The sequence below is a fragment of the Nonomuraea turkmeniaca genome (assembly GCF_005889735.1).
In the GTDB taxonomy this organism is placed as follows: Bacteria; Actinomycetota; Actinomycetes; order Streptosporangiales; family Streptosporangiaceae; genus Nonomuraea; species Nonomuraea turkmeniaca.
This window is the reverse complement of the sequence record NZ_VCKY01000209.1, coordinates 1-19,108: the sequence shown is the minus strand read 5'-3', so window position 1 is coordinate 19,108 and position 19,108 is coordinate 1. Positions and strand designations below refer to the sequence as shown.

Sequence of the window (19,108 nt, the reverse complement as noted above, 5' to 3'; positions counted from 1 at the left end):
CGCGCGGGTCGCATCCGGGCTGGCCGAGGTGGAGCGCTGGCTGGCAGACCAGGTGCGCCAAGGTTTGGCGGGGGCCGCCGAGCATGACTGGGACGGCCTGGCCAAGCGCCTCGTCGACGCCCAGGCCCCAGGGGTGGCGGGCATCGTCTCCAGGCTCGCGCGGGTGCGGGCGGAGGACGACTGGCCGGGGCGGCTCCTGGAGGAGTACGCCCTGATCAACCTGCTCGCCGTCGCGTACCGGCGGCGAGCCGGGCTGCCCGGTCCACTGGCCCAGACGGTCCTGATCCGCACCGGCTTCCCCGTCACCAGGGAAGAGGTGCTGGCCGGGCCCGCGGTGCGCGACCAGTGGGACGTGCTGGGCGGGCGCGACGAGCCACAGGACCGGCTGACGGCCCGCCGCGTCTGGCTGCGTGGCCGCCGCACCGGCCGACCGGCCCTGATCCTCTCCTTCGCCCCCCAGGGCCAGCCCTTGGACGCCTCCCTCGTCACGGGCACCACCATCGACGCCGACGTGACCTTCTATCCCGGCGCGGCCCCGCTGCGCGCCCTGGTCGCCACCCGCTACGGCACCGTCCCGGCGACCCAGCTCGCCGCCGGGCGTGGCGCCGGACCCGCGGGGTTGTCGCCGGAGGAGGCGCTGGACGAGGTGGCCAGGGCGCTCGCCGAGGATCCGTGGACGGAGTCCTGGCCGCTCGTGCTGACAGGGGTGGTCCCCGAACGGACCTCGCTCGGCGGGCTCCCGCTGCACCCCAGGTCCCGTGACCCATGGCGGCTGATCGCCGTCTCGGGCGGACACCCGCTCACGGTGGCCGCCGAATGGACGCCACAATGCCTGCGCCCCCTGACCGCGTGGGACGACGACGGAGCTGCGGTGATCTTGTGATGAGCACGTGGGAGGAGCTGGCGTCGGCGGCGCTCGTGGGCACCGACCGCAGGCCATACGACGGCGTCCTGCTCGAGGACGCGGCCGTCGAAGTGGCCAGGCGGCGGGCCGGGCGGCGGGCCGGGCGGCGACCGGCCGAGGTGATGCCGCCGGCGCTCACATCCGAGGAGGAGGGCCCGGCCGGCGATCATAGTGACCAACGCCATGCTGCCGCAGCACTCCGGCGCCCGGCCGAGCGCGAAGAGCGCCCCGCTGTCGCCAGGCGCGCGGCCGAGCGCCTCGTCAGGATCATGGGCGGCGAGCACGAGAGGTTGCTGCCCGAATGGCTGGCCGCGGCGGCGGGGACCGGTCGCAGGGTGCCTCCTTACGTGCTGCCCGAGCTGCTCGAACGCGGCCGCCGTGACCGCTCCATCCGCGTTCACCTCGGTGTGCTCGCCGGGCAGCGCGGCAGGTGGCTGGCCGGGCACAACTCCGCGTGGGCCTACCTGCTGGAGGAGCCGACGGGCGAGACGTGGGAGCTGGGTGGCGCGGCCGACCGGCGCGCGCACCTGCGCGCGCTCAGGGCGGCCGACCCGGCCGAGGCCAGGCGGCTGCTGGAGAGCACGTGGGAGCGTGAGACGCCCGACGACCGGGCCGAGTTCGTGGAGGTGCTGGCCGACGGGCTGAGCATGGACGACGAGCCGTTCCTGGAGTCGGCCCTGGACGACCGCCGCAGGGAGGTGCGTCAATCCGCTGCCAACCTCCTCGCCCGTCTCCCCGGCTCGCGCCTGTCCCGGCGCATGGCCGAGCGGGTGCGGGCGTGCGTGACCATCGCCGGAAATGTCATCACCATCGAGGCCCCCCGCGCATGCGACAAGGCCATGGAACGCGACGGCGTCCGTGCCAAACCGCCCCGGGGCCTGGGGGAGCGAGCGTGGTGGCTCCAGCAGGTCATCGCCCGCGCGCCGCTCGCGGTGTGGGGCCACCCGCCCGGCCGGCTGCTCCGGATGAAGATCCCCGACTGGGACGCCGACGTCAAGGCCGCCTGGGTACGCGCCGCCGTGCTGCAGAAGGACCCCGAGTGGGCGCGGGCGATGTTCGGGTGGGACCCGATCGCGGACCTCCTGGAGTCGCTGCCGCCCGACGAGCAGCAGGAGCTCGCCGCCGATTTCGTCCGCGAGCACGACCTGGACAGCCAGCTCATCATGGTCCTGGGCGGGGTGTCGTCCCATTGGCGTGAGGGGCTGGCCACGGCCGTCCTCCGCAAGATCGTGAAGGTGGCCGCCACCCAGCCGTGGAACCTCGGCGAGCTGGTCAAGCTGGCCGGCGAGCACATCGACCCGGCCCTGTTCCCGCTGGCCGAGAGCTACTCGCCGGTCGAGTCGATCCAGCAGGTCGCCGCGCTGCTGCGGTTCCGTGCCGACATGTACCGAGAATTGAAGGAGACCCCGTGACCGTTCTGCGCCCGCACGCGGAGGACCAATACGCCGAGGAGCTGGCCCTCCTGGCCAAGGACGACGACCGGCACCGGCCGCCGGGGTGGAAGTTGTCGCCGTGGGCCGTCACCACGTACATCCTGGGCGACGGCGACCGCGTCACCCCCAAATACGTCGGTGCGCGCCGCATCGTCGAGGTCGCCGTCGCCACGCTGGCGACCGACCGCGCGCTGTTGCTGCTCGGCGTGCCCGGCACCGCCAAGACGTGGTTGTCGGAGCACTTGGCCGCCGCCATCAGCGGCGACTCGACGCTGCTCGTGCAGGGCACCGCCGGCACCGCCGAGGAGGCCATCAGGTACGGCTGGAACTACGCCAGACTGCTGGCCGAGGGCCCCTCGATCGAGGCGCTGACGCCGTCGCCGGTGATGCGGGCGATGGCCGAGGGCCGCATCGCCCGCGTCGAGGAGCTGACCCGCATGCCGTCCGACGTACAGGACGCCCTGATCACCGTCCTGTCGGAGAAGACGCTGCCGATCCCCGAGCTCAACCGCGAGGTGCAGGCCGAGCGCGGCTTCAACGTCATCGCCACCGCCAACGACCGCGATCGGGGCGTCAACGAGCTGTCCAGCGCGCTGCGCCGCCGCTTCAACACCGTGGTGCTGCCGGTCCCGGCCACCGCCGAGGAGGAGCTGGACATCGTGGCCCGCCGCGTCACCCAGCTCGGCCGGGCGCTGGAGCTGCCCCAGACCACGACTGGCCTGGAGGAGATCCGGCGGGTGGTGACGGTGTTCAGGGAGCTGCGCATGGGAGTCACCGAGGACGGCCGCACCAAGGTGAAGTCGCCCAGCGGGACCCTGTCCACGGCCGAGGCGATCTCGGTCCTCACCAGCGGCATCGCGTTGGCCGCCCACTTCGGCGACGGCGTCCTGCGCCCGTCCGACGTGGCCGCCGGGATCGTGGGGGCCGTGGTGCAGGAGCCGGTGTCGGACCGCGTGGTGTGGCGCGAATACCTGGAGACCGTGGTGCGGGAGCGCTCGGACTGGCGGGACTTCTACCGTGCGTGCCGCGAGATCTCATGAGCGGCACGTCCGTGTTCGTGCTCGGGGTGCGGCACCACGGGCCGGGGTCGGCGCGGGCCGTGCGGGCCGAGCTGGAGCGGATCCAGCCTGACGCGATCCTCATCGAGGGCCCGCCCGAGGCCGACTCGCTCGTCTCGCTCGCCCCGGACCTGGAGCCGCCCGTCGCGCTGCTCGCCCACGTGCCGGGCGCGCCCGCCAACGCCGCCTTCTGGCCGTTCGCGGGGTTCTCGCCGGAGTGGCAGGCCATCATGTACGGCACGTCCGCCGGCGTCCCCGTCCGCTTCTGCGACCTGCCCGCGGCTCATTCGCTGGCCGACCGGGCCGATGACGAGGTCCCGGACATGAGAGCCGACCCGATCGGCTCGCTCGCCGCGGCCGCCGGATACGACGACCCCGAACGCTGGTGGGAGGACGTCGTCGAGCACCGCGGCGACACCTTTTCCAGCCCATCCCACCAGGCCCCCTGGTTCGAAGTGATCGCCGAGGCCATGGCCGCCGTGCGCGAGGGGTATGAGCCGGACGAGCGGGAGGCCAGGCGCGAGGCGCACATGCGCAAGACTCTCCGCGCCACGCTCAAGCAGGGCTACGGCAGGATCGCGGTGGTCTGCGGGGCGTGGCACGTGCCGGCGCTCGCCGGGCCGCTGCCGTCCGCGACGGCGGACAGCGCGCTGCTGCGCGGGCTGCCGAAGGTGAAGGCCGAGCTGACCTGGGTGCCGTGGACGTACGGGCGGCTGGCCTCGTGGAGCGGCTACGGTGCGGGGATCACGTCGCCGGGCTGGTACCACCACCTGTTCACCGCACCCGACCGGCCCGTGGAGCGGTGGCTGGGCGAGGCCGCGGCGGTGCTGCGCGACGAAGGGCTGGCGGTGTCGTCCGCCCACGTCATCGAGTCCGTACGCCTCGCCGGCAGCCTCGCCACGCTACGCGGACGCCCGCTGGCGGGGTTGAGTGAGGTCACCGAGGCGGCCAGGGCCGTGTTGTGCGAAGGCGACGACCTGGCCGTGGAGCTGATCCAGCGGCGCATGGTCGTGGGCGACCGGCTGGGCCACGTCTCCGACGGCACGCCGATGGTGCCACTCCAGCGTGACCTGCGCGAGCAGCAGCGGCGGCTGAGGCTCAAGCCGGAGGCGCTCGACCGTGAGATCGACCTCGACCTGCGCAAGCCCCTCGACCTCGATCGCAGCCATCTGCTGCACCGGTTGCGGCTGCTCGGCGTCGGCTGGGGCACGCCGGGGCAGGCGCGGGGCAAGGGGACGTTCAGGGAGACGTGGACGCTGCGGTGGCGGCCGGAGCACGATCTCGCCCTCATCGAGCACGCCGCCCTGGGCACCACCGTCAACACCGCCGCCGCGCGGCGGGCCAGGGACCTGGCGGGCGCGCCGGCGGCGGCGCTGGCGGATCTGACGTCGCTGGTCGAGCAGTGCCTGCTCGCCGACCTGCCGGAGGCACTGCCCGAGGTGCTGGCGGCGCTGTCGGCCAAGGCGGCGCTCGACACCGACGTCACCCACCTGATGGCGGCCTTGCCCGCGATGGTGCGCGCTCACCGGTACGGCGACGTGCGCGGCACCTCGGCCGAGGGGCTGGCGGTGATCGTGCGCTCGATGCTGGACCGGATCTGCGTCGGGCTGCCGGTGGCGGTGACGGCTCTGGACGACGAGGCGGCCGCCGGCCTGCTCAAGCACATGGACGCGGTGCACGTGGCCGTCGCCCTCCTCACCGAGGTTCCAGGAGGGGCCGTCGCGGCGCCGAGAGACCGGTGGCTGGCCACCTTGCGTGGCATCAGCGACCGGCCGGACCTGCACGGGCTGATCGAAGGGCGGCTGACCAGGATCCTGCTCGACTCGGGCGAGCTCCAGGACGCAGGTGACCGCATGTCCCGGGCCATGTCCAGGGGTCAGACACCGGCCAGGGCGGCGGCCTGGGTCGAGGGGTTCCTGGCCGGGGGCGGGCTGCTGCTGGTGCACGACCCGCGCCTGCTGGCCCTGGTCGACGGCTGGGTCACCGGGCTGTCCGGTGACCAGTTCACCGACGTGCTGCCGTTGTTGCGCCGTACGTTCGGGAGCTTCGCCCCACCGGAGCGCCGGGCCATCGGGGAGCGCGTCCGCTCGGCCGGGCGCGCGGAAGCGGAAGAGGAGCAGGACGTGGACGAACGCCGCGCGGCGGCGGCCGTCGCCACCGTGCGGGCGATCCTCGGGAAGGCGGGCGGATGAGCGACGATGAGCGGATGCGCAGGTGGCGGCTGGTGCTGGGCGGCGGGGACGCCGACGGCACCGGGTGCGGGCTGCAGGGCGCGGACGTGCGGATGGACGCGGCCCTGGCCGCCGTCTACGACCAGGGCGGCAAAGAGGGCGGGCTGGGCGCGTCGGCGCCGCGGGTGGCGCGCTGGCTGGGTGACATCAGGACCTACTTCCCGTCCACGGTCGTCCAGGTCATGCAGAAGGACGCGATCGAGAAGCTCAATCTCACCAGGCTCCTGCTGGAGCCCGAGATGCTCGAGGCGGTGGAGCCCGACGTGCACCTGGTCGGCACCCTGCTGGCGCTCAACAAGATCATGCCCGACCAGGCCCGCGAGTCGGCCAGGGCGGTCGTGCGCAAGGTGGTGGCGGAGCTCGAACGCAGGCTCGCGCAGAAGACCAGGGCGGCCGTGACGGGCGCGCTCGACCGCGCGGCGAGGACACACCGCCCCAAGCGGGTGGCCGACATCGACTGGGACCGGACGATCAGGGCGAACCTCAAGAATTACCTGCCGGAGCGCAACACCGTCGTCCCGTCGCGGCTCGTCGGCTACGCCCGCAGGCAGCGGTCGGTGCAGCGCGAGGTGGTGTTGTGCATCGACCAGAGCGGGTCGATGGCGGCCTCGGTGGTGTATTCGAGCGTGTTCGGGGCGGTGCTGGCGTCGATGCGCTCGCTCAAGACGTCGCTGGTGGTGTTCGACACGGCGGTGGTGGATCTCACCGAACGGTTGCACGATCCGGTGGAGCTGCTGTTCGGCACGCAGCTCGGCGGCGGCACCGACATCAACCGGGCCATCGCCTACGGCCAGGGGCTCATCACGAGACCGACGAACTCGATCTTCATTCTGATCAGCGACCTGTACGAGGGCGGCGTCAGGCAGGAGATGTTGCGCAGGGTGGCCGCGATGACGCAGGCCGGCGTGCAGGTCATCGTGCTGCTCGCGCTGTCGGACGAAGGCGCTCCGTTCTACGACCACGACAACGCGGCGGCGCTGGCGGCGATGGGGGTGCCCGCGTTCGCGTGCACGCCGGACGCGTTCCCCGACCTGATGGCGGCGGCGATCGAGCGGCGCGACATCGCCCAGTGGGCCGAGCGGCACATGAGCGCGTGAGACCACGGCCCCCGCATCGGGGCCGCGGTCTCATGACGCTCAGTGGCCGGCCTGTTCCGGCCGGGCCCGGCGGGGCAGCAGGAACGACAGCGCCAGCGTCAGTACCAGCAGCCCGACCTCGACCCATACCGTGACCTGCATCGACGCCCCGAAGCTCCACCCACTGGCGAGCAGGTTGAAGAACAGCGTCCCCAGGACGGCGGTGCCGAGCGCGCCGCCCAGCTGCTGGACCGCGGTCAGCGTGCCGGAGGCGGAGCCGGATTCGTGCGGTTCGACCCCGGCGAGCACGATGTCGAAGAACGGCGCCATGGTCAGGCCCATCCCGATGCCGACGAGGCCGAGACCGGGGGCGAGCTGCCAGCCGGTGACGTCGACCCCGGCCAGGTGGATGGTCAGGGCGAGCACGGCCGCGCCGGCGGCCATGACGACGGTGCCGATCTGCAACAGGCCCCGGCCGAGCTTTTCCTGCAGGCCGGACATCGCCAGGCCGAAGCCGAGCACGCCGCCCACGGCCTGCGGCAGCCCGGCGAGACCGGCCTGCAGCGGCGTGAACCCGAGTCCCACCTGGGTGTAAAGGCTGAAGACCAGGCCGAAGCCCATCATGCCGGAGAAGAACGCCAGACCGGCCACCAGTCCGCCGGTGAAGGCCCGCTTGCCGAACAGGCCCGGCGTGACCAGCGGGTCCTTGCCCGCCTTGGCACGGCGGGACTCGTAGCGGCCGAACACCGCGAACGACACGATCGAGGCCGCTATCGAGGCGAACGTCCACGCGGGCCAGCCCAGCTCGCGGCCCTGGATGAGCGGGTAGATCAGCAGGAACGCGGCCACCGACACCAGGGCCACGCCGCCGAGGTCGAGCCTGGTGGCGTTCGAGAGGCGGAACTCCGGCAGGAACCGCATCGCGGCCAGCGCGGCGGCCAGTCCGATCGGCAGGTTGATGAGGAAGATCATGCGCCAGCCGGTGCCGAAGAAGTCGGCGTCGACCAGCCAGCCGGCCAGGATGGGGCCGCCGACCGACGAGATGGCCATGACCGGGCCGAACAGGCCGAACGCCTTGCCCAGCTCGCGCGGCGGGAACATCTCCTTGATCAGGCCCAGGCCCTGCGGGATCATCACGGCCCCGAACAGGCCCTGCAACACCCGGCTGCCGACCAGCATCGCCGGGCTGACCGCGACCCCGCACAGCAGCGAGGCGGCGGTGAAGCCGAAGGCGCCGATCAGGAACATGCGCTTCCTGCCGTACAGGTCGCCGAGCCGGCCGCCGGTGATCAGGCCGACGGCCATGGCCAGCGTGTAACCGGCGCCCAGCCACTGCACGAGGCTGTCGGAGCCGCCGAGCTCCTTCTGGATGGTGGGGGCGGCGATCGTGGTCACGAGCGCGTCCAGCAGATCCATGACCTCGGCGGCCAGGATCACGAAGAGCGCGACCCAGCGCCAGCGATACGGCTGGACCTCGGTGGCCGCCGCGGAGGCGGTGGTCGTCATCGGGACTCCTTCGTCATGAACGGTGTTCTAGCGACGAACGCTGTTCGTTACGAACACCGTTTTAGTGACGAACGCCGTTCGTGTCAAGTACGCTGTTCGTATGGATCGCGAGAGGACAGAAGGCGTGCCGGCGCCGCCGTGGCGCAAGTCGCGCAAGCCGGCGCCGCCCAAGCGGCAGCTGAGCCAGGAGCTGATCGTCGAGACCGGGCTCCGGATCCTGGACGCCGAAGGGCTCGACGCGCTCAGCATGAGACGCGTCGCCCAGGAGCTCGACACCGGCCCGGCCTCGCTCTACGCACACGTGGCCAACAAAGAGGAACTGCTTGAGCTGGTCTACGACCAGGTGCTCGGCGAGATCCAGTTGCCCGGACGCGATCCGGCCCGGTGGAAGGAACAACTTCGCGCCTACGCCGTGGAGGTGCACCGGGTGTTGGCCCGCCACACCGACGTGGCCAGGGCGGCCCTGGCCAACATCCCCACGGGAGAGAATTCGATCCGCATCGGCGAGTTCGTCTTCGGGCTGCTCATCGAGGCCGGCATGGCGCCGCGCCAGGCGTCCATGGCGATGGACCGGCTCTCCCTGTACGTCGTCGGCGACGCCTACGAGGGCTCTGTCCACTACGCGCGGATGCGGGCGTCCGGTCTTTCGGACCAGGGGGAGTACTTCGAACACTTCGCCGGGCAGATCGCCGCCTACTACCGGGAGCTGCCGCCGGATCGGTTCCCGATGGTCAGCAAGTTCATCGACGAGCTGATCGCCGACGACGGCGAAGACCGCTTCCTGTACGGGCTCGAACTCCTGCTCGACGGCATCGAGGCCCGCATGCCTTAGGGCGAAGGGCCCAGGACCGCCTAGGCCCCGCGCCCGATGTGCCTGCCGCCGGTCAGGCCATAGCGTGCCCGCCATGACGACGACTATGGAGAGATCGGAAACGGCGGGCGTGGTGTCCGCCCCGTACCGGGCGCTGAGCTTCGGGCTCGTCGCGATCGTGACGTTGCTGGCGTTCGAGGCGATGGCGGTGGCCACGGCCATGCCTGTGGTGGCCCGCGAACTGCGCGGGATGCACCTGTACAACCTGGCCTTCAGCGCCACCCTGGCGGCCAGCGTGATCGCGACAGTGCTGGGCGGGCGGTGGAGCGACCGGCGGGGCCCGCTGGAGCCGATCGCGGCCGGTGTGGCGACCTTCGTGGCCGGGCTGCTGCTGGCCGGGTTCGCGCCGAACATGGAGATGTTCGTCGCCGGCCGGTTCGTGCAGGGACTCGGGGCCGGGGCGACGCAGGTCGCGTTGTACGTGCTGGTCGCCCGGGTCTATCCGGGAGCCCTGCATCCGAAGGTGTTCGCCCTGTTCTCGGCGGCATGGGTGGTGCCGTCCATGATCGGGCCCGCGATCGCCGGCTTCGTGGTCGAGAACGCCGACTGGCGGTGGATCTTCCTCGGCGTCTCGCTGATCGTCGTCCCGTCGGCGCTGCTGCTCTGGCGCGGCACCGTCGGCCGCGAGCTGGGAGGCGGCATCGCCGAGCCCGCCCCCGGCCTCGGCCGCAAGCTCCTCTGGGCCTCGCTGACCGCTGTCGCCGCCGCGCTCATCCAGTACGGCAGCGCGCTGAAGCTCGCGGGACTGCCCCTCCTCGCCGCAGGCGTCGTCCTGCTGGCCGTGGTCCTGCCCAAGCTGCTGCTGCCCGGCTCGCTCAGGGCCGCGCCCGGCCTGCCGACCGCGCCCGTGCTGCGCGGTCTCGCGTTCGGCTCGCTCACCGCGGCCCAGGTGCTCATCCCGCTCATGCTGATGAACGAGCGGGGGCTCAGCGCCACGGGGGCCGGTGTCGTCCTCACCATCGGCGCGCTCGGCTGGTCCACCGGCTCCTGGATCAAGGGTCGCGGCCGGATCGGGCACATGACCGCCATCCGCGGCGGCGCCGGCCTGCTCGCCACCGGGCTCGCGCTGGTGACGCTCGTGCTGGTGGACGGGGTGCCGATCGCGGTCGCGTACGTGGCCATGGCTCTGGCCGGGCTCGGTATCGGCGCGTTGCACCCGACGGTGTCCGTCCTCGTCCTGCAGATGTCGGCGGAGGGCGAGGAAGGTCAGAACAGCGCGGCCGTGGGCGTGGGCGAGTCGGTGTTCACCGTGGTGGCCGTCGCGGGCAGCGGCGCCCTGTTCACCGCCGCCGCCGAGAACTACGCCATCGGCCTCGCCTCCACCGTCGTGCTCGCGTTTCTGGCCTTCCTCCTGGCCCCGCGTTTGGTGCGTTCCGCGCGAGCAGGCACTATGGAGAGAACCGCGTCATAAAAGGGGGGTACATGCCGCGAGTGCGGGAGCTTGAGGTCTTCCGGCTGGTCCTGCCGTTCGGCAAGCGGTCGGAGAGCCTGCTCGTGAAGCTCACCGACCACGGCGGCATGACCGGCTGGGGCGAGGCGATCTCCCCTCAGCCCAAGACCTGGTCGAGACTCGAGGAGACGCTGGCCGCCCTGCTGATCGGGGTCGACTGGGAGCACCCAGACACCTTGCCGACCGGCGACTCGGCGGTCGACATGGCCTGCTGGGACCTGTGGACCAGGATGCGAGGGGTGCCGCTCGCCGAGGCGATCGGCGGCACCCGCACCTCGCTCATGGCCACCGTGCGCCTGACGCCCGACCCGTCGCCCGAGAGCCTCGTCGCCCGGGTCAACCAGCAGGTCTGCGCTGGGTACGGGCACGTCACGCTCGACATCAGGCCCGGCTGGGACGTCGAGCCGGTGCGGGCGGTGCGGCAGGCGTACCCCGCGCTGACCCTCGCCGTCGATTGCGGCAACGCCTACACCGACCTCGGCCAGCTCGTCGCGCTCGACTCCTACGGCCTGGAGGTGATCGAGCGGCCCTTCGCCGCCGGCGACGTCTACACGCACGCCGCGCTGCAGGACCAGGTGGCGGCGTCGGTCGCCGTCGAGCTCGGCTCGACCTTCGAGCTCGACGACTACCTGACGCTGCGCGCCGCCCGCGTCCTGCTGCTGCGGCCGGCGGCGTTCCCGTCACTGACCGAGGCCCGCCGGGCGCATGACCGCGCCGCGGCCGCGGGCTGGGACATCCAGTGCACGGGCGGCCAGGGCGCGGGCCTGGCCCGGGCGGCGACGGTGGCCGTCGCCAGCCTGCCCGGCTGCACCCTGCCGTGCGACGTGACGCAACCACCCCGCCAGAACCAGATCGTCACCCCGATCGTGGGCGCCAACGCCGGCGTCATCGCCGTCCCCCTGACCCAGTCCGGGCTCGGCCACGACATCGACGAGACGCGGCTGCGGCGGATGGTGAAGGAGTCATTCCACGCGTAAGGTTCCTACCTGATCATCTTGTGCGCGTGGGCGGCTGGGCCGTCGCCGGCTTTGACGTGGCACTGCGGCGCAAGGGGCACGTGCACGATCACCTGTTCGCGCAGCGCGAGCTGGTCGGCCCGCTGGGCGATCGGGTCAATCTGGTAGAACTGGCGACGGAAGCGGAGCGCGGCGAACCCTATGAGATCTTGCCGGGGGCATGGATGACGGGGAGAGATCCGGACGAGGACGCCATCAGGCTGGCCGCAGAGTCGCTGGCCTCCGGTGATCCGGTGGGCTGGTTCGAGCGGCTCTACGCCGAGTCGGCGACGGGGGACGCGATCGTGCCGTGGGACTCCCGGTCCCCGCACCTCCTGCTGACCGAATGGGGCATCGCCGGGACGGGACGGGCGGTGGTCGTCGGGGCCGGGCTCGGCGACGACGCCGAATACGTGGCGGGTCTCGGCTACGAGACGGTGGCCTTCGACGTCAGCGAGTCGGCCGTCCGCTTGGCGAAGGAACGTTTCCCCGCGAGCCCGGTGCGGTATGAGGCCGCGGACCTGCTGAACCCGCCCGCCGAGTGGCGCCATGCCTTCGACCTGGTCGTCGAGATCATGACCGTGCAGGCGCTACCCGAAGAGCTGCACGCCGCGGCCATCACCCGGATCGCTGAATTCGTCCGGCCCGCGGGCACATTGCTGGTGATCGCCTCGGGACGGGAGGAAGGCGGGCCGGTGTTCGCGCCGCCGTGGCCCCTGAGCCCGTCCGAGATCGCGGCGTTCGCGACGGACGGGCTGGAGAAGGGGACGATCGAGGACCTCCGAGACGGGGAGCGGCACCGCTGGCGGGCCACCTTCCACCGCCCCGCGTGACCTCAGCGGCCATCCTTGAGGGCGAGGACGATCAGACGGCTGGGGTCGCTCGAGAGGACCCTGGTCAGGACGTCGGGCATGTGGCGGGTAATGCCCATGACGGCGCCCTGGAGCGCTCGAATCGGGTCGGCCGGGCCGGCGGCGACGACCATCGAGGCGAAGGCGGCGATGGTGAGCAGGGGGGCGAGGCGGCGGCGCATCATGAACCTCCAGGAGCGGCGTACGGCGACAACCCGCTCAGGAGATCACGATCGCCTTTCGTGCGGTGTCGGTGCCACGATGGCAAGGCGCGTTCTTTACATGCCAATGAGAAATGAATGAGATACGACAAAGCGGAACGCCTTACCAATGTGTACGGGTTCTTCAGCGATCCGGGCTATATCTCTCGAGGTGTTACCGCAATTACCGCCCTATCTTCCTCAAGGACCAGAAGGTTCACCGGGCTGAGCTGACGGATGAGGGCGCGCTCGGGCTTTGGATCGTATTCGAGCCGAACCCTTGGAAACATGGCAAGGCGCTGGAGCTGAAATACCACGATGTCCGCCGATTCCATACCGACGCGGTTTCAAAGGGGCCGGGGCCGAAGCGGCGGGGCGGCAGTCTCGGCGAGGAGCCCGGCGGCCTCAGCCGGTGAGGCCGGGGACCTCGTCCTGGCCGAAGGTGATCACGATGTACCTGCCGTTGGCGTAACTGACCACAGGTCGCCCGAGCGTGTCCCCCACCCTGCGGGCGACCGTCTGGAACAGCTCCACCATCTCCGGGGTGTCGGCGCTCACCCGGAACCGCCCGTTGTCGATGAGGTGCTGGGTGACGAGAGCAGAGAAGGACTCCTCGGCCCGTACCCGCTCCTCAGCGTTGAGAGGGGTGCGCTTGGGGGCGGGTTGCGTGCTGAAGGGGTGGGACATTGATGATCTCCTCGTGATCGCCGACCTCCTAGGATGCCACGCACGCCTCCCGCCCCGGACCGCTGCCGGGCGGTTGTCGTCACCCAGCCGGCAGCTCCCGTGCCGGCGCACGCTACGGCCGGGCCTTACCGAGGGCCTGGGAGAGGGGGAGAACGGCCGCAGCCGCGATGTGCCACCAGAACAGGCCGTCGAGTACGACCTTGGGCCAGTCGACCGTCTTCTCCAGCCGTCCCGGATCCGCCCGCAGCGCCTCGATCTGCTCCATGGTCTCCGCGGAGGCGGCACTGTCCAGCCAGCCCCACGGGTAGCCCATCCCGCGGTGATAGCCGAACATGCAGCACACGGTCTCGCGCACCACCAGCAAGCTCAGGAACAATCCAGCCGCCCCCAGTGTCAACGTGACGGCCCAGGCCGCCCTGCCGGCGCGGCGGCCGGTGAAACCGAGCCAGGCGAGCGCCACTCCGCCCGTGCACAGGGACGCGCCGAACGTCAGGTAGTGGCTCTGGCCGCCGGAGGCGGACAGCGCGAGGGCACCGAGAAGCATGCTTGCCGTGCCGAGGAATCCCACCACGTAGGTTCGCCGAGTCGATAAAGGCATGCCGCCGAGCATCGCACGGATCTTGGGCGTGATGCATATCATATCGCTCTTTTTGGCCGGTAATTAAGGCCTACGAGCTCGATAAGAAGATCTGGACGCACGCTGGGGACGCGATAGGCGCCTTCAAGAATGGGTTGAACGCCAAGGACAAGCTGCAGGCGGCGAAGACCACACGGCAAGCGGCGACAAAGTCATCGCTACTCATCCCGAGACAGGAGAGGCAGTGGCGCAGCCGGTGCTCGCGGCGATTAACGGTGCGGGCGCCTCGATCTTGAGGATCATCATGGGGAGACGATGAGAATTTCCGGTCACCCGGGCAGCGACGCCGACGAACGGAGCGCGATCCACGAACGGTGGGTAAGGGACCGGAACCGGCGGACCGAGGATCCCGGCTATCGGGACGGATGTGAGGCGTTCGAGGAGTCGGGCGAAGGGGCGACGCCGGACGACTTTTGAGAGCGATGAGGCAGCGTGCTCAACGCGGCTCTGACCGCGGTTACGTCTCGGTGAGGGCGGCCTCGAGGAGGAGGGCGCCGGCGCCGAGGAGGGCGGCATCGCGGCCTGCTCGTGCTGGGGCGATTTCGAGGTCCCTGGTGGCCAAGGGGAGGCAGCGTTCCCAGACGGCCGCGCGGATCGAGGTGATCAAGGGCTCGGCTGCTGACAGGCTGCCGCCTACCGCGATCACGTCCGGGTTGAAGAAGTTCACCAAGACCGTCAGGACCTCGCCGATGCGGCGGCCGGCGTTGCGGACCAGGCTTGTCGCCTCCGGGACGGCGTCATGCACCAGGCCGACGATGTCGGCCGGGCGGGTCACCTTGATGCCGGCCTCCGAGAGCGCCGTCATCAGGGCGGCGCCGCTCGCGTACGCCTCCAGGCAGTCCGGGTGGCCGCAGGCGCAGATCACCGAGGAGTCGGAGCGGACCCGGACGTGGCTGATGTCGCCGGCGGCGCCGCGTCCCCGGTGGAGGCGGCCGTTGACGATCACGCCGCAGCCTATGCCGGTGCCGGCCTTGACGACCATGAGGTTCTCGTGGTCCGGCCACCAGCGGGCCTCGCCGGCCGCCATCAGGTTCGCGTCGTTCTCCACCAAGATGGGCAGGTCGTAGCGGGAGGCGAGATGGTCGGCGACGAGGAAGTCGTTCCAGCCGGGCATGCGGGACGGGGTGACGACGCGGCGGGTGGCGGGGTCCACCGGGCCCGGGATGCCGGTGCCGACCCCGCGGATGGGGACTCCGGCCGGTACGTGCGCCGCCACCAGTTCGTCGAAGGCGTCGGCGATGCGGTCGAGCGTGGCCCGCGGGCCGTCGGCGATCTCGCACGAGCGCTCCTCCACCACGAGCGGGGTGCCGCTCAGGTCGAGCAGCCCGAGGCGTACGTGGTGAGCGCCCAGGTCGGCGACGGCCAGCACGCCGGCCGTGGGGGAGAGGCGGAGGCGGCGGGGGCGGCGGCCGCCCCGGGAGGCGCCGGAGCCTTCCTCGGCGAGCAGGCCCGCGTCGATGAGCTCCTCGACGCGGAGTGACACGCTGGAGGCGGCGAGGCCCGATAAGCGCGCCAGGTCGGCGCGGGACTCCGCTTTGCCGGTGGCGACGAGTCGCAGCAGGTCGCCCTGTGCCCCCTGCACGGGCAGCCGCTCATTCATGTGAGATACCTACCATGTACGACTTCCGCCGACAACGTATTGACTTGCTACGAAATCTCCCACTACGGTCCGGACTATCTTCGAAATCGAAGGAAGTGACCGTTCATGAAGAGGTTTGTCGCTGCCGCGGCCATCTCCCTGTTAGCCCTGTCGGCCTGCGGTGAGTCGAGCAGCCCCGCCGTTCCCGGGGCCGCGTCCCCCCAGAGCGACGTCCTGGCCAAGGCGCCGGTCGCGACGGCGGCCGAGATCCTGCCCGGCTCCACCATGGAGAAGATCAAGCAGCGCGGCGAGCTCCTCGTGGGCGGCTCGCTGGACGCGCCCCTGCTGTCCCAGCAGAACCCGGCCACCGGCGAGGTGGAGGGCTTCGACGCGCAGATGGGCAAGGCCCTGGCGAAGTACATCCTGGGCGAGCCCAAGGTGAAGATCGTCAACTCGGCGTCGGAGACCAGGGAGGCGCTGCTCGCCAACGGTACCGTTGACGTGGTGTTCCAGACGTACACGATCACGGAGGAGCGAGCGAGGCAGGTCGCGTTCGCGGGCCCGTACTACACCTCCGGTCTGACGATCGCGGTGAAGAAGGGCACGACGGGCATCACCAAGCCGGAGGACCTGAACGGCAAGAAGGTCCTGGCGGGGGCGAACACCCCGGCCATCCCGGCGATCAAGAAGCTGGCGCCGCAGGCCGAGATCATCACCTTCGGCAGCGACCCCGAGTGCATCCAGGCGCTCAAGCAGGACCGGGGCGTGGCGTACGTGCAGGACGAGACGATCCTCATCGCCGACGCCAAGAAGGACCCGTCGATCGAGATCGTGACGAAGCCGTTCACCACGGACCCGTACGGCATCGGGCTCGAGCACGGCGACGACCAGATGAAGAAGTTCGTCAACGACTGGCTCAAGAAGATGCAGGACGCGGGCGTCTGGCAGGAGATCTGGAAGACGTCCATCGGCACCGTCGTGACCGGTGACGCGCCGGCGCCGCCGCAGATCGGCTCCGTGCCGGGGTCCTGATGGAGGTCCTTCTCGAGCACCTGCCCGAGCTGTGGCAAGGGCTGATCGTGACGGTCCAGCTCACCGCCGTGTCCTTCGCGGGCGCGGCGGTGCTGGGCGTACTGGTATGCGCCCTGCGCGTCAGCCCGGTACGGGTGCTGCGCACCCTCGGCACGGCGTACGTCGAGACGCTGCAGAACCTGCCGCTGCTGGTGCTGCTCGTCCTGGCCGTCTTCGGCCTGCCGGAGATCGGCGTCCAGGCCAACCTGATGGTGACCGCCATCGTGGTGATCGCCGTGTACGAGGCCGCCTACATCGGCGAGGCGCTGCGCTCCGGCGTGAACGCGGTGTCGAAGGGGCAGGGCGAGGCCGCGCGGGCCATCGGGCTGACGTTCGGCCAGTCGTTGCGGCACGTCGTCCTGCCGCAGGCGCTGCGTACGGTGGTGCAGCCGATCGGCAACATCTTCATCGCCACCACCATGAACACGGCGCTGGCCGCCGCCGTCGGGGTCGTCGACCTCACCGCCGCCGCCAACCGGGTGAACCTGGTCGAGGCCCAGCCCATCCCGATCTTCGTGGGCGCGGGCGTGGCGTACGGGCTGATCGCGGCCGCGGCCGGGTTCGTCACCGGAAGGCTGGAGCGCCGGCTGGTGATCCTCCGATGAGCACCGTCCTGTTCGACGAGCCGGGGCCCAAGGCACGCCGGCGGATCCGGGTCGCGACCGTGCTCGGCACCCTGGCGGCCGTGGCGCTGGTGGCGCTGGCGGTGCGGCAGTTCGCCGCGAACGGGCAGCTCGACGCCGCCCGCTGGCAGCCGTACGGGACCTGGCCCATGTGGCGGTATCTCCTGGACGGGCTGTGGTCGACGTTCCTGGCGGCCGTCGTGTCGGCGGCGCTGTCGATGGCGTTCGGGCTGCTCCTCGCGCTGGGGCGGGTGTCGCCGCGGTCCTGGGTACGCGGCCCGGCCGCCGCCTACGTCGAGGTGGTCCGGACGATTCCGGCGTTGTTGCTGGTGTACGTGGTGTTGTTCGCCTTGCCGCGTTATGGGATGGACCTGCCGCTGTTCTGGAAGCTGGTCGTGCCGCTGACGGTGTCGAACGCCGCGGCGTACGCGGAGATCTTCCGCGCCGGGATCCATTCGATCGAGCGCGGCCAGACCGAGGCGGGCCTGGCCGTCGGCCTCACGCGACTGCAGACGGTGCGGCTGATCGTGTTGCCGCAGGCCGCCCGCCGGGTGCTGCCGTCGCTGGTCAGCCAGTCGGTCGGGCTGCTCAAGGACACCTCGCTCGGCTTCGTCGTCAGCTACGGCGAGCTGCTCTACAGCGGCAAGGTCCTGGCCGCCTACAACGGCCTGCTCATCCAGACGTACCTGGTCGTCGCGCTGATCTACCTGGTGGTCAACGCGTCGTTGTCCAAGCTGGCCCGCGCACTGGAGGCCCGCCAGCCCGCGAGCTCCGTCACGCTGAGAAGGAAGATCGCACGTGCCTGAACTCGCCCTGCTGGCCGAGGTGATCCGGTCTGGTTTCGTGGAGAGCGTGCACTACGGCAGCGCCGTCGGCCTCGACCCGTCGGGGCGGGCCGAGGTCGCGCTGGGCCTGGTGGACGCGCCGGTGTTGCCGCGCTCGTCGGCGAAGCCGTTCCAGGCTCTGGCCTGCCTCACGGCAGGCACCGGAGCTCGCGCGCTGGCGGGCCCGCGGCTGGCGATCGCCGCGGGCAGCCACACGGGTGAGGACTTCCACGTGCGGCTGGTACGTGAGCTGCTCGCGGACCACGGCCTGGACACCGGGGCGCTGCGCTGCCCGGAGTCGTGGCCCGAGGATCAGCCGACGATGCACGAGCTGATCAGGCAGGGCGCCGGCGCCTCCCGCGAGCGGATGAACTGCTCGGGCAAGCACGCCGCCATGCTGGCCGCCGCCGTCGCGAACGGCTGGGACGTGCCCGGCTACCTGTCCTTCGAGCATCCCCTGCAGCAGCGAGTGCGGTCGGTCACCGAGGAGCTGGCCGGGGAGAAGGCCGCGCACGTGGCGGTGGACGGGTGCGGGGCGCCGCTGTTCGGGCTGTCGCTGACCGGGCTGGCACGGGCCGTGCAGGCCCTGGTGCTGGCCGCGCCGGGCAGCGGGCCGCGGCAGGTCGCCGACGCGATGCGCGCCCATCCCGAGTACGTCGGCGGCACCGGACACCAGAACACCGAGCTGATGCGCGCCCTGCCCGGCGCCGTGGCCAAGGGCGGCGCGGAAGGCGTGATGGTGGTGGCGCTGGCGTCGGGACACGCGGTGGCGGTGAAGGTCATCGACGGCAGTCCGCGCGCCACCACCGCCATCGCGCTGGGGGTGCTCCGGGGGATGGGCTGCGACGTCACGCCTGCCGCCGCGTTCGAGCACGTGGACGTGCTGGGCGGCGGCGTCCCCGTGGGCCGGATCGCCACCAGGCTGACCTGACCCAGGACACCCCGCCACACGGCAAGGAGGAGTCCCCGCCGGTCAGAGCGCCCCGCCGCACGGCCGGTAAGAGTCCTCGGCCGGTCAGAGCGTCCCGCCGCAACCCTCCGTGAGGCCCTTGGCCGGGTTGGTGCCGGTGGTCTTCTTCGGGGTCGGGGTCTTCTTCGGGGTGGGGCTCGAC

The 19,108-nt window shown here is 71.3% G+C and carries 18 protein-coding genes; 13 read left to right on the top strand and 5 right to left on the bottom strand.

Annotation, left to right across the window (positions count from 1 at the left end; translation table 11 throughout):
- From ETD86_RS41525 to ETD86_RS41505, 5 genes are all read left to right on the top strand, one after another.
- Nucleotides 1–883: SWIM zinc finger family protein (locus ETD86_RS41525; protein ID WP_138672119.1), on the top strand; the 883-nt coding region annotated here is incomplete at its 5' end.
- Nucleotides 883–2,316, top strand: a complete 1,434-nt coding sequence (locus ETD86_RS41520) for a DUF5691 domain-containing protein (RefSeq protein ID WP_170223536.1) — start codon at nt 883–885, stop codon at nt 2,314–2,316. The genes ETD86_RS41525 and ETD86_RS41520, both read left to right, overlap by 1 nt.
- On the top strand, nt 2,313–3,377 hold the full coding sequence (locus tag ETD86_RS41515) for an ATP-binding protein (protein WP_138672118.1): 1,065 nt from the start codon (nt 2,313–2,315) through the stop codon (nt 3,375–3,377). Before ETD86_RS41520 ends, ETD86_RS41515 begins: the two co-directional genes overlap by 4 nt.
- Nucleotides 3,374–5,587 carry a DUF5682 family protein gene (locus tag ETD86_RS41510; protein WP_138672117.1) on the top strand — a complete coding sequence of 738 codons (2,214 nt, stop codon included), beginning with the start codon at nt 3,374–3,376 and terminating at the stop codon, nt 5,585–5,587. The genes ETD86_RS41515 and ETD86_RS41510 overlap by 4 nt, the downstream gene beginning before the upstream one ends.
- Entirely contained in the window at nt 5,584–6,723 is a 1,140-nt protein-coding gene (locus ETD86_RS41505) for a VWA domain-containing protein (RefSeq protein WP_138672116.1), read from the top strand. Before ETD86_RS41510 ends, ETD86_RS41505 begins: the two co-directional genes overlap by 4 nt.
- A 39-nt stretch (nt 6,724–6,762) precedes the next feature.
- Here ETD86_RS41505 and ETD86_RS41500 read toward each other — a convergent pair whose 3' ends face one another.
- Entirely contained in the window at nt 6,763–8,208 is a 1,446-nt protein-coding gene (locus ETD86_RS41500) for an MFS transporter (RefSeq protein ID WP_138672115.1), read from the bottom strand.
- A 100-nt stretch (nt 8,209–8,308) separates the two neighbouring features.
- Between ETD86_RS41500 and ETD86_RS41495 the strand changes: the two genes are divergently transcribed.
- The 4 genes from ETD86_RS41495 to ETD86_RS41480 all read left to right on the top strand — a co-directional run bounded on the left by ETD86_RS41495 (nt 8,309) and on the right by ETD86_RS41480 (nt 12,357).
- Complete coding sequence (locus ETD86_RS41495) at nt 8,309–9,040, top strand: TetR/AcrR family transcriptional regulator C-terminal domain-containing protein (protein ID WP_138672114.1); 732 nt, start codon at nt 8,309–8,311, stop codon at nt 9,038–9,040.
- Nucleotides 9,041–9,113: 73 nt separating this feature from the next.
- On the top strand, nt 9,114–10,490 hold the full coding sequence (locus ETD86_RS41490) for an MFS transporter (protein WP_246149046.1): 1,377 nt from the start codon (nt 9,114–9,116) through the stop codon (nt 10,488–10,490).
- An 11-nt stretch (nt 10,491–10,501) separates the two neighbouring features.
- On the top strand, nt 10,502–11,506 hold the full coding sequence (locus ETD86_RS41485) for an enolase C-terminal domain-like protein (RefSeq protein WP_170223535.1): 1,005 nt from the start codon (nt 10,502–10,504) through the stop codon (nt 11,504–11,506).
- 26 nt (nt 11,507–11,532) lie between these two features.
- Entirely contained in the window at nt 11,533–12,357 is an 825-nt protein-coding gene (locus tag ETD86_RS41480) for a class I SAM-dependent methyltransferase (protein WP_246149043.1), read from the top strand.
- Between the two features lie 2 nt (nt 12,358–12,359).
- Here ETD86_RS41480 and ETD86_RS41475 read toward each other — a convergent pair whose 3' ends face one another.
- From ETD86_RS41475 to ETD86_RS41460, 4 genes are all read right to left on the bottom strand, one after another.
- Nucleotides 12,360–12,560, bottom strand: a complete 201-nt coding sequence (locus ETD86_RS41475) for a hypothetical protein (protein WP_138672113.1) — start codon at nt 12,558–12,560, stop codon at nt 12,360–12,362.
- A gap of 420 nt (nt 12,561–12,980) precedes the next feature.
- Nucleotides 12,981–13,262 carry a hypothetical protein gene (locus ETD86_RS41470; protein WP_138672112.1) on the bottom strand — a complete coding sequence of 94 codons (282 nt, stop codon included), beginning with the start codon at nt 13,260–13,262 and terminating at the stop codon, nt 12,981–12,983.
- Between the two features lie 112 nt (nt 13,263–13,374).
- Nucleotides 13,375–13,860, bottom strand: coding sequence for a hypothetical protein (locus ETD86_RS41465; protein ID WP_138672111.1), 486 nt, complete (start codon nt 13,858–13,860; stop codon nt 13,375–13,377).
- 496 nt (nt 13,861–14,356) lie between these two features.
- The gene (locus ETD86_RS41460) at nt 14,357–15,499 is read right to left on the bottom strand and encodes an ROK family transcriptional regulator (protein WP_246149040.1); all 1,143 of its coding nucleotides are present in this window, start codon (nt 15,497–15,499) and stop codon (nt 14,357–14,359) included.
- Nucleotides 15,500–15,604: 105 nt separating this feature from the next.
- Between ETD86_RS41460 and ETD86_RS41455 the strand changes: the two genes are divergently transcribed.
- Genes ETD86_RS41455 through ETD86_RS41440 form a run of 4 tightly spaced genes read left to right on the top strand, consistent with a single transcriptional unit; the run spans nt 15,605 to nt 18,927 of the window.
- A complete protein-coding gene (locus ETD86_RS41455; RefSeq protein WP_138672110.1) occupies nt 15,605–16,510 on the top strand; it encodes a glutamate ABC transporter substrate-binding protein in 906 nt (301 codons plus the stop codon).
- Nucleotides 16,510–17,154: an amino acid ABC transporter permease gene (locus ETD86_RS41450; protein ID WP_138672109.1), complete on the top strand. Its 645-nt coding sequence runs from the start codon at nt 16,510–16,512 to the stop codon at nt 17,152–17,154. The genes ETD86_RS41455 and ETD86_RS41450 overlap by 1 nt, the downstream gene beginning before the upstream one ends.
- Nucleotides 17,151–17,978 carry an amino acid ABC transporter permease gene (locus ETD86_RS41445; protein WP_138672108.1) on the top strand — a complete coding sequence of 276 codons (828 nt, stop codon included), beginning with the start codon at nt 17,151–17,153 and terminating at the stop codon, nt 17,976–17,978. The genes ETD86_RS41450 and ETD86_RS41445 overlap by 4 nt, the downstream gene beginning before the upstream one ends.
- Nucleotides 17,971–18,927, top strand: coding sequence for an asparaginase (locus ETD86_RS41440; protein WP_138672107.1), 957 nt, complete (start codon nt 17,971–17,973; stop codon nt 18,925–18,927). Before ETD86_RS41445 ends, ETD86_RS41440 begins: the two co-directional genes overlap by 8 nt.
- Nucleotides 18,928–19,108: the final 181 nt, after the last annotated feature.